At 62.8% G+C, this 15510-nt stretch carries 15 protein-coding genes; 8 read left to right on the top strand and 7 right to left on the bottom strand.

What is annotated here, in order from left to right:
- Positions 1 to 60: 60 nt before the first annotated feature.
- Positions 61 to 432 (bottom strand): YkgJ family cysteine cluster protein, encoded by a 372-nt coding sequence (locus CW305_RS05815; protein ID WP_104097325.1) that lies wholly within the window; start codon positions 430 to 432, stop codon positions 61 to 63.
- A gap of 188 nt (positions 433 to 620) precedes the next feature.
- Here CW305_RS05815 and CW305_RS05810 point away from each other — a divergent pair, with 188 nt between their 5' ends.
- A complete protein-coding gene (locus CW305_RS05810) occupies positions 621 to 2072 on the top strand; it encodes a TrkH family potassium uptake protein (protein WP_014820755.1) in 1452 nt (483 codons plus the stop codon).
- A 1-nt stretch (position 2073) separates the two neighbouring features.
- Here the strand turns inward: CW305_RS05810 and CW305_RS05805 are convergent, their stop codons facing one another.
- Together CW305_RS05805 and CW305_RS05800 are read right to left on the bottom strand one after the other, a co-directional pair.
- Positions 2074 to 3006, bottom strand: coding sequence for a DUF808 domain-containing protein (locus tag CW305_RS05805; protein ID WP_104097324.1), 933 nt, complete (start codon positions 3004 to 3006; stop codon positions 2074 to 2076).
- Between the two features lie 79 nt (positions 3007 to 3085).
- Positions 3086 to 4099: an AraC family transcriptional regulator gene (locus CW305_RS05800; protein ID WP_104097323.1), complete on the bottom strand. Its 1014-nt coding sequence runs from the start codon at positions 4097 to 4099 to the stop codon at positions 3086 to 3088.
- 125 nt (positions 4100 to 4224) lie between these two features.
- On the opposite strand from CW305_RS05800, the gene CW305_RS05795 reads away from it, so the two are divergent.
- The 4 genes from CW305_RS05795 (at position 4225) to CW305_RS05780 (ending at position 8150) form a co-directional block, all read left to right on the top strand.
- The gene (locus CW305_RS05795; protein ID WP_003300651.1) at positions 4225 to 4542 is read left to right on the top strand and encodes an Mpo1-like protein; all 318 of its coding nucleotides are present in this window, start codon (positions 4225 to 4227) and stop codon (positions 4540 to 4542) included.
- 257 nt (positions 4543 to 4799) lie between these two features.
- Positions 4800 to 6188 (top strand): adenylate/guanylate cyclase domain-containing protein, encoded by a 1389-nt coding sequence (locus CW305_RS05790; protein WP_104097322.1) that lies wholly within the window; start codon positions 4800 to 4802, stop codon positions 6186 to 6188.
- Positions 6189 to 6386: 198 nt separating this feature from the next.
- Positions 6387 to 7145 (top strand): AraC family transcriptional regulator, encoded by a 759-nt coding sequence (locus CW305_RS05785; RefSeq protein ID WP_104097321.1) that lies wholly within the window; start codon positions 6387 to 6389, stop codon positions 7143 to 7145.
- A gap of 126 nt (positions 7146 to 7271) precedes the next feature.
- Entirely contained in the window at positions 7272 to 8150 is an 879-nt protein-coding gene (locus CW305_RS05780) for a DMT family transporter (RefSeq protein ID WP_104097320.1), read from the top strand.
- 3 nt (positions 8151 to 8153) lie between these two features.
- Here the strand turns inward: CW305_RS05780 and CW305_RS05775 are convergent, their stop codons facing one another.
- On the bottom strand, positions 8154 to 8435 hold the full coding sequence (locus tag CW305_RS05775) for an Rdx family protein (RefSeq protein ID WP_003300657.1): 282 nt from the start codon (positions 8433 to 8435) through the stop codon (positions 8154 to 8156).
- A 69-nt stretch (positions 8436 to 8504) separates the two neighbouring features.
- Between CW305_RS05775 and CW305_RS05770 the strand changes: the two genes are divergently transcribed.
- Positions 8505 to 10691 carry a patatin-like phospholipase family protein gene (locus CW305_RS05770; RefSeq protein WP_104097319.1) on the top strand — a complete coding sequence of 729 codons (2187 nt, stop codon included), beginning with the start codon at positions 8505 to 8507 and terminating at the stop codon, positions 10689 to 10691.
- Between the two features lie 19 nt (positions 10692 to 10710).
- On the opposite strand, the gene CW305_RS05765 is transcribed toward CW305_RS05770, so the two are convergent.
- A complete protein-coding gene (locus CW305_RS05765; RefSeq protein WP_014820763.1) occupies positions 10711 to 11142 on the bottom strand; it encodes a MarR family transcriptional regulator in 432 nt (143 codons plus the stop codon).
- Positions 11143 to 11324: 182 nt separating this feature from the next.
- Positions 11325 to 13448 (bottom strand): DNA helicase RecQ, encoded by a 2124-nt coding sequence (recQ, locus tag CW305_RS05760; protein WP_104097318.1) that lies wholly within the window; start codon positions 13446 to 13448, stop codon positions 11325 to 11327.
- 160 nt (positions 13449 to 13608) lie between these two features.
- Here recQ and CW305_RS05755 point away from each other — a divergent pair, with 160 nt between their 5' ends.
- Both CW305_RS05755 and CW305_RS05750 read left to right on the top strand, forming a co-directional pair.
- Positions 13609 to 14196, top strand: coding sequence for a UPF0149 family protein (locus CW305_RS05755; protein WP_102832807.1), 588 nt, complete (start codon positions 13609 to 13611; stop codon positions 14194 to 14196).
- A 239-nt stretch (positions 14197 to 14435) separates the two neighbouring features.
- Positions 14436 to 14855, top strand: a complete 420-nt coding sequence (locus tag CW305_RS05750) for a YbaN family protein (RefSeq protein ID WP_023445116.1) — start codon at positions 14436 to 14438, stop codon at positions 14853 to 14855.
- A 39-nt stretch (positions 14856 to 14894) separates the two neighbouring features.
- Here the strand turns inward: CW305_RS05750 and CW305_RS05745 are convergent, their stop codons facing one another.
- Complete coding sequence (locus CW305_RS05745; protein WP_104097317.1) at positions 14895 to 15479, bottom strand: tRNA-uridine aminocarboxypropyltransferase; 585 nt, start codon at positions 15477 to 15479, stop codon at positions 14895 to 14897.
- Between the last annotated feature and the right edge of the window lie 31 nt (positions 15480 to 15510).

Raw genomic sequence — 15510 nt, 5'->3', positions numbered from 1 at the left:
CGCAATATCGGGCCATGGTCGCCGAAATTGACCAACTGAACTTACCAAACAGCCCACAGGTCAAGCCACCCGATCCGGCGAAAGATGCGGCTGCAGCGGCGGCACCAGCGGTGGCAGGCCGTGTGCCGCCCGCGCCGCGTCGCAATGGGCGTTGTGCTCGCCGTTCTCCCAGGACGCCTCGAACTCGCGGCAGGTGCTCGAACGCTGCTCGTACATGCTGCAGCGCACGCCACAACCGACATCGCCCAGCAGTCCGACGCAGCGCGCAGGCTTGCCCTCGGTACCGAGCATCGCCACATGGAACGGCGAAACCTGAACCGTCAGCTGGTCCGGCACCGCACCGCCGGCAGAAACGCATTCACCAAAATAGAAGGACACACGAAAGTACGCGCAGCAGGCGCCGCACGTGAGGCAGGGATTGTCGATTGACATGGAAGGTGAACACCCAGATACCGGAAATGGGCCGGCGCCCGGGCGGCTATTCTATTCATGGCGCTGCGCTTGGGAAGAGGCTCCGCGGCTGCCGAGAAAACATTTTTATACCAGCCGTCGGGCGGTTTACTGGCGGAGCGACGCGAGTAGAATGTCCGCCCTCTTTCACCGTGCCGAGCACCCTCTACATGGCCCTGCCGACCTTACGCATCATCGGTTTCATCCTCGGCATTTTCCTGATCACCCTGGCCGTCAGCATGATCATTCCGATGCTGACCCTGCTGGCATTCGAACGCACCGATGACCTGCAGGCATTCATCTGGGGCAGTCTGATCACCTTTTCCTGCGGCTTCGCCCTTGTCGCACCGGGTAGACCGGCCAACACCAACCTGCGGCCGCGCGACATGTACTTCCTGACCACGATCAGCTGGGTGGTGGTCTGCTGTTTCGCCGCCTTGCCGCTGATGCTGATTCAGCACATCAGCTATTCGGACGCCTTCTTCGAAACCATGTCCGGCATCACCACCACTGGCGCCACCGTGCTCTCGGGACTGGATAGCGCATCGCCCGGGCTGCTGATGTGGCGCTCGCTGCTGCACTGGCTAGGTGGCATCGGCTTCATCGGCATGGCGATCGCGATTCTGCCGCTGCTGCGAGTCGGTGGCATGAGGCTGTTCCAGACCGAGTCCTCGGACTGGTCGGAGAAGGTGATGCCGCGCTCGCACGTGGCCGGGCAGTACCTGCTGGTCATCTACGTGACGTTTACCGTCGCCGCGTTTCTGGCCTTCCTGTTGACCGGCATGAGCATGTTCGATGCCATCAACCATGCGATGTCGACCGTCGCCACTGGCGGCTTTTCCACCTCCGATGCATCGATGGGCAAGTTCGGGCCGTCCGCGCACTGGGTCGCAGTATTCTTCATGCTGCTCGGCAGTCTGCCGTTCACCCTTTACGTGATGACGCTGCGAGGCCATCGCACGGCGCTGCTCAAGGATCAGCAGGTGCGAGGCTTCGTCCTGATGCTCACCATCACCAGCGTGCTGTTCAGCGGCTGGTATTGGCTGAACAATGACATTCCGGCGCTGGATGCACTGCGCATCGTGACCTTCAGCGTGGTTTCCGTGGTTACCACGACCGGTTTCGCGGTGGATGACTACACCCAGTGGGGCGGTTTCGCCGTCATGGCATTTTTCTACCTGACCTTCGTCGGCGGCTGCTCGGGCTCGACGTCAGGCGGGCTGAAGATGTTCCGCTTCCAGGTGGCCTACTCGCTGCTACGCGCCAACTTCAAGCAGCTGATTCACCCCCGCGCGGTAATCCGCCAGCAGTACAACGGGCACAATCTGGACGAAGAAATTGTTCGCTCGATCCTGACCTTTTCCTTTTTCATCACCATGACCATCGGCGTACTGGCGCTGTGCCTGGCGCTCCTAGGCCTCGACCCGATCACCGCGCTCACGGGCGCGGCGACCGCGGTCTGCAACGTCGGCCCGGGGCTGGGCGAGATCATCGGGCCAGCCGGCAACTTCTCCACACTGCCCGACACGGCAAAATGGCTGCTGTCGATCGGCATGCTGCTGGGACGCCTGGAGATCATCACGGTGCTGGTGCTGCTGACCCCGGCCTTCTGGCGCCACTGACTCAGGCCGCGGCGCCGGAGCCGCGCTTGAACAGCCGGCCGCCAAGCGTAACCAACGCCAACACCACACCGCCGGCGATGATGCCGAATGCGGCGTCGAGCAGCGTCGGCAACAGGCCGCCGAGTACCGCTCCGATATAAGGCAGTCCGAGCGCTTCGTGGGCGCTGTTCTCGATGAAATGATGCACAGCGCGTATACCGTGCGTGAGGATGCCGCCGCCCACCATGAACATCGCCGCGGTGCCGATGACCGACAGCGACCTCATCAGCCACGGCGCGACGCTCAGAATGCCTCGCCCGATGGCGCTGGCCACACCGCTGGCCCGCTTGCTCAGGGCCAGACCAAGATCGTCGAGCTTGACGATGGCGGCTACCAGCCCGTAGACGCCTATCGTCATCAGGATGGCGATGCCCACTAGAACCATGACCTGCTGACTGAACGACGCGGCCGCGACCGTGCCGAGGGTGATGGCGATGATTTCGGCGGAGAGGATGAAGTCGGTACGCACCGCGCCGCTGATCTTTTTCTTCTCGAACGCCACCATGTCCACGGACGGGTCGGCGAGCGCCTTCACCGTCTCCGCGTGATCGCTGTCATCGCTATGAAGGAAGCGGTGTGCCAGCTTCTCGAACCCCTCGTAACAGAGAAACGCGCCGCCGAGCATCAACAGCGGTGTGATTGCCCAGGGCAGAAAGGCACTGATCAGCAGCGCAGCGGGGACCAGGATCGCCTTGTTGCGAAACGAGCCCTTGGCCACTGCCCACACCACAGGCAGTTCCCGGTCGGCATTCACCCCGGTCACCTGCTGCGCATTGAGTGCCAGATCGTCGCCCAGTACGCCAGCGGTCTTCTTGGCCGCCACCTTGGTCATGAGCGAGACGTCGTCGAGTACGGTCGCAATATCGTCTATTAACGCGAGCAGGCTGGTGGCCAATTGGGTCACTCCATCATGGAAAGGCGCATATAAGTAACCGATCTGCTCTAGCTAAGGCTATGTGGGCTTTCACAGGTTCCTACTGGCGTGAGCGCGCGGCCAGACGGTATTCGCCGGGCGTGACGCCGAACCAGCGCTTGAACGCCCGGTAGAAATTACTCGGATCGGCGAAGCCAAGCAGATAGGCGATTTCCAGCGGCGCCAGGTCCGGCTGGGCGAGGTGCTGCACCGCCAGATCGCGACGCGTATCGTCGAGCAATTGCTGGAAGCTGCTGCCCTCCTCCTGCAGACGCCGCTGCAGGGTGCGCTCCGACAGGCACAGCGCCTGCGCCACGACTTCGCGCCTGGGCTCGCCCTGCGGCAGCAATCGACAGAGTATCTGCCGCGCGCGATGCATAACTTTGCTGTCGGAGAAGCGTGAGAGGTACTCACCGGCGAAACGATCATGCAATTGCGCCAGCGCTTCATTGGCGGTCGGCAACGGCATTTCCCCATCCTCTTCGCGAAACAGCAACGCGTAGCGAGGCGCGTCGAAGCGCAAAGGCGCCTGGAACAGCTGCCGATAGGGCTCCAGATCATCCGGCGGTTGGCCCTGAAAGCTGACTTCCAGCGGCAGCAACGCCGTTCCGGTGAGCCAGCGGCAGAATGTCAGGCAGCCTGCCAGGGAGCCTTCGGCACTTTGCCTAGCTGGCGGCAAGCGGTCGCCGATTATCGTCAGACTCAACCGATAGCCCTGTGCGCAGGGCTGGAAATCCAGATCGGCACCCTCGGCGATGATCCGCTGGTAGCGCACCAATCTGGCGAAGCCTTCCTTGAGATTGCGGCTGGACATCAGCGCATAGCCGACCACGTTCAGCGCAGCCGGCCGTGCCTGGCGCGCCATGTTCAGGCCAATGGCGGGGTCACCGGAAACCGCCACCGCGCGTTGCCAAAGGCGCGTCATGTCATCTTGGGCAAAGCGCGCGTCGGGGTCGTCCAGAGCGGCATAGTCCAGATGCAGCTCAATGAACAACTGGCGGCAATCGATCCCGGCGGATTCCAGGGCCTGGACGATACTCAGCGCCCAGCTCGAGGAAGTGGTGCGTTCGGTCATGGGGTTTTCTTGTTCTTCGATAGGTGGGGCAGCTGCGCCCAAGGCTACTAAACTGGCCCTGATTGTCACTGACACGCAAGGTTAGCGATGACTAGTCTGTGCGCGACAATAACAGGAGGTACGCCATGAGTACGCAAACCGCCGAACGCTTCAGCCGCTTTGCCGATTTCTATCCGTTCTATCTCGCCGAGCACAGCAACCCCACCTGCCGTCGCCTGCACTTCGTCGGTAGCCTGCTGGTGCTGGGCATACTTGGCTACGCACTCCTTACCCAGCAGTGGCTCTGGTTGCTGGCGATGCCGGTGGCCGGTTATGGCTTCGCCTGGGTCGGCCACTTCATCTTCGAGAAGAACCGGCCGGCGACATTCCAGTATCCGCTCTACAGCTTTCTCGGCGACTGGGTGATGTTCAAGGACATGCTGACGGGCCGGATTCGCTTCTGAGCCTGATGACAGCGGCTATCCGACCGGTGCCATCATTGTTTTCATCCTCTGGTTTGGCGATGCGGCGTTGCTTGGTTATGATCTGACGGCTTTCGCGCGGGCCGGCCATCGCCGAGCTGGCCCCGTGATCGCGAGGCTGTCGCTGATGTGCTCGAAAGCTGTCGCCTTCGCAGGGTGACCCGTCGATCGAGCCTGGCGTCAGTCTGCAAGGCGCGAGAGAACGGCGTCGAAAAAACTACCAGGGATCGTACGCACACATGACTTCCACTCCGGTTGAGCGCCGCAATGGCCTCGCCACTCGCCCGTTGCGCGAGTACTACTCCCGCGTGCTCGCCTACCTGATCTGCGCCGCCACGCTTGCAGCTGGTACCTACACCCAGTATTTCTCGATGGACCTGCTGTGGATGGTGCCGTACACCCTGCTCTATCCACACCTGGCCTACCACCTGAGCTATCGCTTCAAGCGCGATCATCCCGAGCGTACGGCGCTGGCTCTGCTCTGCCTGGATGCGTTGAACGCCGGTGCCGGCATATTGCTGCTCGGTTTCTCGATCGTGCCCAGCCTGATGTTTCTGCTGACGCTCAGCTTCAGCGCGCTGGTGAGCGGCAGCCTGCGCAACCTCGCCATCTCGCTGATCTGCGCGGGTGTCGGGATCGGCCTGGCATCTCTCGTGGTTCCCCTGAGCTACCGCGGTACGACACCGCCGCTGGTTTCACTGGTGAGCATCCTGTTCACGACCTTTTACATATGCGCCACCGCCTACTTCGTGCACCAGCAGGGCCAGCGCCTCGCCCAGGCGCGCAAGGAGATCGAAACGGAGCAGGCCAAGGCCGCGCGCCTGGCACGCAACCTCGCCAAATACCTCTCGCCCCAGGTATGGGAGTCGATCTTCACCGGCAAACGCAGCGTTCGCCTGGAAACCCAGCGCAAGCGGCTCACCGTGTTCTTCTCCGACATCAAAGGATTCACCGAGCTGGCCGAGGAACTGGAGGCCGAGGCCCTTACCGACCTGCTCAACAACTACCTAAACGAGATGTCGAAGATTGCCCTGAAGTACGGTGGCACCATCGACAAGTTCGTCGGCGACTGCGTGATGGTGTTCTTCGGTGACCCTTCCAGCCAGGGTGCCAAGAAAGACGCGGTGGCAGCGGTTTCCATGGCCATCGCCATGCGCAAACACATGAAGGTGCTGCGCCAGCAATGGCGCGCACAGGGCATTACCAAACCCATGGAAATCCGCATGGGCATCAACACCGGTTATTGCACGGTGGGCAACTTCGGCGCCGATACGCGCATGGACTACACCATCATCGGGCGCGAAGTGAACCTGGCCAGCCGTCTTGAAAGCGCCGCCGAGGCCAGCGAGATCCTGATCTCCCACGAAACCTATTCGCTGATCAAGGACGTCATCATGTGCCGCGACAAGGGCCAGATCGCGGTCAAGGGTTTCTCCCGCCCGGTGCAGATCTACCAGGTGGTGGACTTCCGCCGCGACCTTGGCGCCACCTGCAGTTTCGTCGAGCACGAACTCCCCGGCTTCTCCATGTACCTGGATACCAACGGCGTGCAGAACTTCGACAAGGAGCGCGTGATTCAGGCACTGCAGCAAGCGGCCGAGAAACTTCGCGACAAGGTCATCCTCTGATTCTCTGACCGCTGGCGGCCAGCCGTTGACTAACCAATTTCGGCACCCAAGGCCCCGATACGGTGTTGCAGCTCCTCGCCATAGCCCGCTATGACTCGTCGCAGCGCATTGTCTCGGAGCCATGTTCACCCGAACTTGCCTCAACCAACTCACCGCACAGACCAATGGTCAGCGGGCCTGCTTCGGGACAGCCGCCAGATGCTATCGCTGCGCAACTACCATCACCACCTCATCGCCCATAGCCACGAACACCCGCAACTGGTGTTCGGCCTGAAAGGACTGCTGGAATTCGAGATTGCCGGGCGCGGCAGCCGCGTCGGCGAGCAGAGTCTCGCGGTAATTCCGTCCGCCACTCACCATGCCTGTGCCAGTGTCACCGGCAGTCACTGCCTGGTGCTCGATCTCCCGTCGGAGAGCTGGGTTCGTCAGCGCTTGGGCCACCACACCGAACCCAGCCTGCGTCTGATCGATCGACCGGATACCGTGCGCCTGAACGCCAGCCAGCAGCGCCTGGTCGCCTGGCTGGCGCACAGCCCGATCAATGATCCATTGATTGCCGAACAGGGCGCCGTACTCCTGCTCGCCAGTCTGGCCAGTGGACAACATATCCACCATGACCAACACGCGCTGCCGGTCGCCGCTATCGACGCCTTCATCGATCAGCATCTATCCCACCCACTTCAGGTTGCCGACCTGGCCCGTATCGCCGGGTTGTCGGTGGCAGGTCTGCACGCGCGCTTTCTTCGCGAGACGGGCCGAACGCCGATGGAACACGTACGCCAGCGCCGCTTGCAGCATGCCGAGGCGCTGTTGCAGGACACCCTCCTGCCGATCGGCGAGATCGCCGCGCAGGTGGGCTATGCCTCGCAAAGCGCCTTCACCGCCGCACTGGTTCGCGCACGAGGCTGCGCACCCCGCGCACTGCGACGCGAGCTGCGCGACAAAACCGGTGACTGACGCGACAGACACACTCCAAGCCACGGCCTAGCATGGTCCTGATTCGCAAGGTTCAGTAGCCATGACCCTACTCATCCGTTCACACCACACCGCACGCACACACCACTCGCTCGGGTGGATCGTTCCATGACGCCGCGCAACGCCCTGTTGGCCATCCATCTCGGCGCGCTGATGTTCGGCCTGTCCGGCGTGCTCGGAAAACTGGCCGAAAGCTCGGCGCTGATCATCACCTTAGGTCGTGCACTGTTCGCCGTGTTGGCCCTGCTACTGGTGGCGCAGTTGCTGCGACCCAGCGGGGCGACGCCAAACTGGCGGCAGCGTGGCGGTCTGGCCTTGGGCGGGCTGTTGCTGGGTGCGCACTGGTTGACGTTCTTCATCGCAGTGAAGATCGCTGGCGTCGGCATTGCGACCCTGGGCTTTGCCAGCTTCCCCGCCTTCACCGTGCTGCTCGAAGGCCTGTTGTTCCGCGAACGCACCCGCGCCATCGAGTTCGCCATGGTCGGGCTGGTCTGTGCCGGCCTGCTGCTTGTCGCGCCGGCGTTCGATCTCAGCAGCGGACCGACTGCAGGATTGCTCTACGGTGTGCTTTCCGGCCTGCTGTTCGCGTTCCTGTCGCTGCTCAACCGTGCCGTCACCCGCGGCCTCGATCCGGTTCGCTCGGCGCTCTGGCAGAACCTGGCGATCCTCGCAGCCCTGCTGCCATTCAGCTGGTCGGCGATACCTGCGATACCCGCGCAGGACTGGCTCTGGCTGGCTCTGCTCGGCGTGCTCTGCACCGGACTCGCACACAGCCTGTTCGTCGCTAGCCTGCGGGTCCTGAAGGCGCGTACGACGTCGGTGATCTTCGCTCTCGAACCGGTCTACGGCATCGCCTTCGCCTGGTGGCTGTTCGGCGAGCAGCCAACACTGCGCATGCTGCTCGGCGGCGCCTTGATCATCACCGCCAGCGTGGTTACCAGCCGCTTGAAAAGCCCGCCGAGTGTCGTTCCGAAACTGGCCAGCTGACGCTCAGCGGTCGTTATGCCCCAACGAGCGCTGCGGGTCGATGCGATCACGCACGCGCTGCTTGAGCTCCTTCGCCTCGGGAAAGCCGCCGTCGAGCTTGCGCTCCCAGATCTGCACGCCATCGCAGCTGATATGGAAGGTGCCACCTGTGGCGGGCACCAGACAGACGCGGCCCAGGTCATCGGCAAAGGTCGACAGCAGCTCCTGTGCGAGCCAGGCAGCACGCAGCAGCCACTGACACTGGGTGCAATACGTAATGACGATTTCCGGTTTGCTTGCGGTCATTCAGGACAGCTCCGAAGGGGGATACGGCAGCCTATAATAGCCGCCTCTCCACCCTTCCCCGGTTCAGCCATGCTCCGCCTGTTCGTTTCCCTGCTGATGCTGTTAACCCTGCCGCCGCTGTTCGCCGAGCCGGCTCAGCCGAAGACCGGGCTCGTCCTGTCTGGCGGTGCGGCGCGCGGGCTGGCTCATGTCGGCGTGCTCAAGGCGCTGGAAGAACAAGGCGTACGCATCGACGCCATCGCCGGCACCAGCATGGGCGCGGTGGTCGGCGGGTTATACGCAGCAGGCTATAGCGTTGCCGAACTCGAGCGCCTGGCATTGACCCTCGACTGGCAGCAAGTGCTGTCCGACGATCCGCCGCGCCAGGACATCCCCTACCGCCGCAAGCAGGACGACCGTGATTTCCTCATCAAGCAGAAGCTCAGCTTCCGCGACGACGGCAGCCTCGGCCTGCCGCTGGGCGTGATTCAAGGGCAGAACCTCGCGCTGCTGCTCGAGCGCCTGCTGGTGCACGCCAGCGACACCCGCGACTTCGACCAGCTGCCGATCCCCTTCCGTGCGGTGGCCACGGATATTGCCAACGATGAAAAGGTGGTCTTCCGCAGCGGCCACCTGCCCCAGGTGATTCGCGCCAGCATGTCGATTCCGGCCGTGTTCGCACCGGTGGAGCTGGACGGCCGCCTGCTGGTGGATGGCGGCATGGTCGACAACATCCCGATGGACGTGGCACGCGACATGGGTGTCGACCGCCTGATCGTGGTGGACATCGGCACGCCGCTCAAGCCGCGCAAGGAATTGCTGACAGTAGTCGACGTGCTCAACCAGACCACCACCATGATGACCCGCCGCAACTCCGAAGCGCAGCTGGCCACCCTGCAGTCGCAGGACCTTCTGATCCAGCCGCCGTTGGCCGCTTACGGCTCCACCGACTTCGCCCGCGCCGAACAGCTGGTCGATGCCGGCTACCGTGCCACGTTGGCTCTGGAGGGACGTCTTGCCGAAATGCGCATCACCACCGGTGGCAATCCGGCACTGAGCCTTGCGCGCTCCAGCGACCCGCGAACACCGGTCATCACCGCTATTAGGGTGGAGAACGACTCGAAGGTCAGCGATGCGGTGATCCGCCGGCATGTCCGCCAGCCGATTGGTGAACCGCTGGATCTGGAGGACCTGCAGAAGGACATGGGCACCCTCTATGGCCTGGACTATTTCGAGCGCGTGGAATATCGCGTTCAACGCGGCAAGCTCGGCAATACGTTGGTCATCAACGCCCGCGAGAAGCGCACCGGCACCGATTACCTGCGACTGGGCCTGAGCCTGTCCGACGACTTCCGCGGCGACAGCGTATTCAACCTCGGTGCGAGTTATCGGAAGAACGGCATCAACGAACTGGGTGCCGAGTGGCTTACCCGGCTGCAGCTGGGTGATCGGCAGGAACTCTACAGCGAGTTCTACCAGCCGCTGGATGCCGGCTCGCGCTGGTTCGTCGCGCCGAATCTGTTCCTCGAGGCGCAGAACGTCGAGTCCATTCTCGACAACGATCCGATTGCCGAGTACCGCCTGCAACGCTACGGCTACGGTCTCAATCTCGGCAGACAGATCGCCAATAATGGCGAGATCCGCTTTGGAATCGGCCAGGCCTGGGGTGAGGCCGATGTGCGAATCGGCGAACAGGATCTACCCGACTTCAGCTTTACCGAGGGCTACTACGAGCTGCAGTACTCGTTCGACACCCTCGACAACATCGACTTTCCCCGCGAAGGCGAGGATATCCGCCTGACCATGCGTCAGTACGACCCCAGCCTGAGTTCGGACCAGCGTTATCGACAGTGGCACCTCAAGCTGGACAAGGCACTCAGTCACGGTGCCAACACCTGGGTGCTCGGTGGCCGCTATGGCCGCACGCTGGATGACGCGGAAGTGGTGACGTCGAGCTTTCTGCTTGGCGGCGCGCGTCAGCTGTCGGGCTTCCGTCAGGATGCCCTGGCCGGCCAGAACGTCAGCCTGGCGCGCATGGTGTACTACCGTCGCGTGACGCCGCGAGCGTTTCAGCCGCTGGACTTCCCGCTCTATCTCGGTGGATCACTGGAGCGCGGTCGCGCCTGGAATGCCGACAATGCCTTCGACAGCGGCTATATCAACGCCGCGAGCATCTTTCTCGGCTACGACACGCCACTGGGGCCACTGAACTTCGGCTACGGCTTCAATGACGAGGACGAACAGGCGCTGTACATGAATCTGGGGCGCAGCTTCTAGCCGGCGTGCCCGGCCTGGATCAGCGCCGGTCGAGATTGGCCAGGATCCGTGCATGCACCTGCTGGCACTTGCGCAGATCTTCCTCGTCGATCCCGGCAAAGGCTTCCTGACGCACCTGTGTGGAAATCGCCTCGATCTTCTCGATCAGCGGCCGTGCCGGCGCACCCAGGGAAATACGTTTGGCCCGGCGATCCTCTGCAGACGCCTTGCGATGCACCAGCCCCTGCGCTTCGAGACTATCGAGCAAGCGGGCCAGCGTCGGCCCTTCAACGGCAACGCTTTGGGCCAGCTCGCGCTGGGTGGGTTCGTGATCGAAACGGGCCAGGTGCAACAGCACCAGCCAGCGCGCCTGCGAGAGTCCGAGATCAGCCAGGCGTCGATCCAGTTCAGCGCGCCAGCCACGAGAAAGTTGCGCCAATTGCATGGCAAAGCGATGTTGCTCGGCGTACATGTACGGCCATTCCTGCAAAAACTAATTATTAGTGAGCTAACCACAGCTCCGGAAAGCAGGCAAGACGACCTTCGATCCCTGATCGAGCGACAGAAGTCGTAATGATGGCACGGCGGGCGTTGCAGCCCGGCAGACACCCGCTGTCGCAGCAGCTTCCGACCGAGCTGCAGGGATGCACCTGGTTACAATTCGAACTCGACCTGCAGTGCGGCACGCACGCAATAAAGCACCTGTTCGGGTACCCGCCCAGCGAACTGCTCGGCCACGGCGCTCACCGGTGGCAGCTCGCCCTCGCCGTCGAGAAAGGCCTCCTGGATTTCCCCGAGCAGATCCTCGGGCAGATCCAGCGCCTGTTCTAGGCTCAGCTGTTGCAGACCGATGGCTTCGGCGAGCATTGCGTAGACGTTCTTCTCACTGCAGTCGAGCTGACGCGCGATCTGTGCAGGGGTCATGCCTGCGCGCGCCAGCGTGATCAATTCGTGTCGTATATCGGCAGGTGACTTGGCCACTTCGACGCTGCCTTGCAGTACCTCCAGGAAGGCCTGACCGTAGCGCTCCAGCTTGCGCGCGCCGACACCGCTGATGGTGGCCATGTCCGACAGCGAGGCCGGCTGGCTGCGTAGCATCTCCAGCAGCGTGGCATCCGGGAAAATCACATACGGCGGCACACCGTGTTCTTCGGCCAGTTTGCGGCGCAAGGTGCGCAGCGCTTCCCAGGTTTCCCGTTCCTCGCTGCGCACCAGCTGGCTGGCGGCACTGGCTGCCGGCTTCGGTGCCTTGCTGGTCAGATCACGGCGAAGTTCGAGGCTCACCTCTCCACGCAGCAATGGCCGGCAGCTGTCACTCAGACGCAGCCCACCGAAACCATCCAGGTCAACGTCCGCCAGCCCGCGCGCCACCAGCTGGCGAAACAGCGAACGCCACTCAGCCTCAGCCAGCGCCTTGCCCATACCGAACACCGACAGATGCTGATGGCCCAAGCCGCGGACCTTGTCATTGTCACGCCCGAGGAGGATGTCCACCAGATGGCCGACGCCGTAACGCTGGCCGCTGCGGTAGATCGCCGATAGCGCCTGACGGGCGGGCTCGGTGGCATTCCAGGTCTGCACGCCATCGACGCAGTTGTCGCAATGGCCGCAGGGCTTGGGCAGCTCTTCATCGAAATACGCGAGCAGCGCCTGGCGCCGGCAGCGGGTTTCCTCGCAAAGCGCCAGCATGGCATCGAGCTTGTGCTGCTCGACCCGCTTGTGCCGCTCATCACCCTCTGAGTTGTTGAGCATCTGCTTGAGGAAGATCACATCCTGCAGGCCATAGGCCATCCAGGCGTCGGCAGGCAGCCCGTCGCGCCCTGCCCGTCCGGTTTCCTGATAGTAGGCTTCCAGCGACTTGGGCAGATCGAGGTGGGCGACGAAGCGCACGTTGGGCTTGTCGATCCCCATGCCGAAGGCGATGGTCGCGACCATGATCAGGCCTTCCTCGTTGAGGAAACGCTTCTGGTGATAGGCGCGCAGCTCGTTGGGCAGGCCCGCGTGATATGGCAGTGCCGGAAAGCCCTGCTCGCTGAGGAACGCAGCCAGGTCATCGACCTTCTTGCGCGACATGCAATAGACAATGCCGGCATCGCCGCGGCGTTCGGCTAGGAAACCCAGCAGCTGCTTGCGCGGCTGCTCCTTGGGCACGATGCGATAGAAGATGTTCGGTCGGTCGAAACTGGAGAGAAACCGTTCGGCGTTCTCCAGATGCAGACGCTGGACGATTTCTTCCCGCGTCCGCTTGTCCGCCGTCGCGGTCAGCGCAATACGCGGCACGCCAGGAAACAGTTCGGCCAGCTGGCCCAGCTGCATGTACTCGGGACGGAAGTCGTGCCCCCACTGGGAGACGCAATGGGCCTCGTCGATGGCAAACAGGGCGATCTCCAGCCGCTGCAGGAACGCCAGCATGCGGGGCTGCACCAGCCGCTCAGGCGCGAGATAGAGCATCTTGATCTCGCTGCGCCGGATGCGCTCAGCGATCTCGCGCTGCTCATCGGCGCTCAGCGTCGAGTTGAGCGCAACGGCCGAGACGCCCAGCTCGTCGAGTGTCGCGACCTGGTCGTCCATCAGCGCGATCAGCGGCGAAACCACCACCGCCAGTCCTTCGCGCAAGAGCGCCGGAACCTGGTAGCACAGGGACTTGCCGCCGCCGGTCGGCATCAGTACCAGCGCATCGCCGCCACTGCCGACACGCTCGATGATCGCGCCCTGGTTGCCACGAAACGCGTCGTAGCCGAATACGTCTTTAAGGATGCGCTGTGCCTGGTCGAGCATGCCGGTCTCCGAAACAAGGCGCGCAGTATACGCGAGCGAACCATGGAGTTCAGGATCGCGCGGCCAATACGGACGAGGCGTCATCCGAAGGCACGAGTAGCCTGCGCCCCGCGCCTCGTCTAGAATCCGGGTTGTCTTCCAGCCCCCAAGGTAGTTCCCGATGTCATTCGCCGAGCAACTCGCCCGCCTGCAAGTCTTTCTTGATGCAGATGACCTGCACGAGGAAGCACTGGATTACATCGCCGCCCATGGCTACCTGACAGCGCTGTGCATCTGCTCCGAACAGGTGCCCGAGCGTGAATGGATCGACGCGCTGTTCTCCGAACCACCCAAGTACAAGGACGACACCGAGCGGGAAGCCATCGAGGCCACGCTGGTTCAGCTCAAGGCACATATTGCTCGCCAGCTGGCCAGTGACGAGGACATGGAACTGCCGTGCGACCTGGACCTGGGTGAAGAGCCGGATGAATCCGATCTGCGCGGTTGGTGCATCGGCTTCATGGAAGGCGTGTTCATGCGCGAGGCGATCTGGTTCGAGGACTCCGAAGAGGAAGTCAGCGAACTGCTGCTGCCGATCATGGTCGGTTCGGGCCTGTTCGACGAGCAACCGGAATTCGCCGATATCGCCGACAACCCGGAGCTGGTCGACGAAATGGTGGCGCAGATCCCCGAGCTACTGACGGCCCTCTACCTGATCTGCCATGCCCCCGAGGAAAAGCCAGCCCTGCTCAAGCCGCGTCGCCACTGACCGGCTGCGACATGGCCAAGCGTCAAGGTGGGCGTCACGCTCACCTGCAACGGTGCGACTGCCGGAGCGCAGTCGCCGGCGCGTCGCCCCACTGCCGGACCTGTCCCGCTGGCTAGCACCACAGGAGGGAAAGGCATTGTTCTGCTCATTTCGATGCCCATCGCGAATATCTGACGACGCTGACGTGAGCCAGCCGCGCACAGATCGCAGCGAATCGAAGAACCGGGCTGACTAGTACCATGGCCCATCGCGATATCCGGCAGCATCGCAACCCTCTGATCCGATCGATCCTGCTCGGCGTCGGCTGGCTGGCCGTTGTGCTGGGCGTCGTCGGCATCTTCCTGCCCGTCCTGCCGACCACGCCATTCCTGCTGCTGGCCGCGGCCTGTTTCGTGCGTAGCTCGCAACGTTTCTATGACTGGCTGGTAGGCCACCCACGGCTCGGTCCGTGGTTTCGTGACTACCTGGAAGGGAACGGTATTCCGCTCAAGGGCAAGGTATACGCCATCGCCACCATGTGGATAAGCATCGGCATATCCTGCTGGCTGGTGCCACTGATGTGGGCCCGCATCGGGATGCTACTAAGCGCGACGCTGGTGACGCTCTACATCCTCAGGCAGAAAACATTGCCGGTCAGCAATGACACTGGCTTCAGGTAAATCAGCTCCGCACGGCCATAGCGCTTTCGCTCGCATACCTTAGGTGTCGGCATGATTACGCTGATATACCTCCCGCCCCATCGCATCGATCTGGCCCTCGATCAAGGCGTCGAACGGACAAAGCAACTCATCGAATCGGCTGGGGCTTTCCAGCAGGTTAAGTGCCGTAACGATCGCCTCGATGGTCGACAACGCGCCGGGCATTGGCGCTTTGCGCAAGCGATAGCGGGAGCTCAGCCCTTCTGGCAGCGCGACCCGCGGCAACCCAGTCAGCCATGGATTAACATGCAGGATCTTGCGCGCCTTTCGCCAGGTCCCATCCGGCACGATCAGGCGCAAGGGTTGGGCGGCATCGGCCAGACTCTCGAGCGGCATGGCATCTTCCCCGGGAAATAACAGGTAGCTCGGCCGTGCGGCATTGCAATCGTCCTCGAAGCGCTCGCCCACCCGCAGTTCTGCATTGCGCAGCCCCAACGCGGCCAGGCGCGCCGTATTGAGCGCATGACTCGCTTCACTGGCATGCTGGAGGACGAGCACCTGGGTACGGCTATCCAGCGCAGGTATCAGCGCGCAAAGGCACAGGGAAGACGGGCGCTGGCAGCGTGAGCATCGTGGACGGGACATGGTTCACCTCGGCGGCGGAGTCTGCCATAAC

It is taken from the genome of Stutzerimonas kunmingensis (assembly GCF_002929225.1).
Classification (GTDB): Bacteria; Pseudomonadota; Gammaproteobacteria; order Pseudomonadales; family Pseudomonadaceae; genus Stutzerimonas.
Note: the sequence above shows the minus strand (reverse complement) of the source record. Positions and strands in the feature narration are given on the sequence as shown.

Excerpts from the sequence above, each read along its gene's own strand:
- CW305_RS05790 (WP_104097322.1), top strand. The coding sequence starts at position 4,800 with ATGACTTCCACTCCGGTTGAGCGCCGCAATGGCCTCGCCACTCGCCCG.
- CW305_RS05800 (WP_104097323.1), bottom strand. The coding sequence starts at position 4,099 with ATGACCGAACGCACCACTTCCTCGAGCTGGGCGCTGAGTATCGTCCAG.
- CW305_RS05785 (WP_104097321.1), top strand. The coding sequence starts at position 6,387 with ATGCTATCGCTGCGCAACTACCATCACCACCTCATCGCCCATAGCCAC.
- CW305_RS05780 (WP_104097320.1), top strand. The coding sequence starts at position 7,272 with ATGACGCCGCGCAACGCCCTGTTGGCCATCCATCTCGGCGCGCTGATG.
- CW305_RS05765 (WP_014820763.1), bottom strand. The coding sequence starts at position 11,142 with ATGTACGCCGAGCAACATCGCTTTGCCATGCAATTGGCGCAACTTTCT.
- CW305_RS05745 (WP_104097317.1), bottom strand. The coding sequence starts at position 15,479 with ATGTCCCGTCCACGATGCTCACGCTGCCAGCGCCCGTCTTCCCTGTGC.
- CW305_RS05795 (WP_003300651.1), top strand. The coding sequence starts at position 4,225 with ATGAGTACGCAAACCGCCGAACGCTTCAGCCGCTTTGCCGATTTCTAT.
- recQ (WP_104097318.1), bottom strand. The coding sequence starts at position 13,448 with ATGCTCGACCAGGCACAGCGCATCCTTAAAGACGTATTCGGCTACGAC.
- CW305_RS05755 (WP_102832807.1), top strand. The coding sequence starts at position 13,609 with ATGTCATTCGCCGAGCAACTCGCCCGCCTGCAAGTCTTTCTTGATGCA.
- CW305_RS05775 (WP_003300657.1), bottom strand. The coding sequence starts at position 8,435 with ATGACCGCAAGCAAACCGGAAATCGTCATTACGTATTGCACCCAGTGT.
- CW305_RS05815 (WP_104097325.1), bottom strand. The coding sequence starts at position 432 with ATGTCAATCGACAATCCCTGCCTCACGTGCGGCGCCTGCTGCGCGTAC.
- CW305_RS05770 (WP_104097319.1), top strand. The coding sequence starts at position 8,505 with ATGCTCCGCCTGTTCGTTTCCCTGCTGATGCTGTTAACCCTGCCGCCG.
- CW305_RS05810 (WP_014820755.1), top strand. The coding sequence starts at position 621 with ATGGCCCTGCCGACCTTACGCATCATCGGTTTCATCCTCGGCATTTTC.
- CW305_RS05750 (WP_023445116.1), top strand. The coding sequence starts at position 14,436 with ATGGCCCATCGCGATATCCGGCAGCATCGCAACCCTCTGATCCGATCG.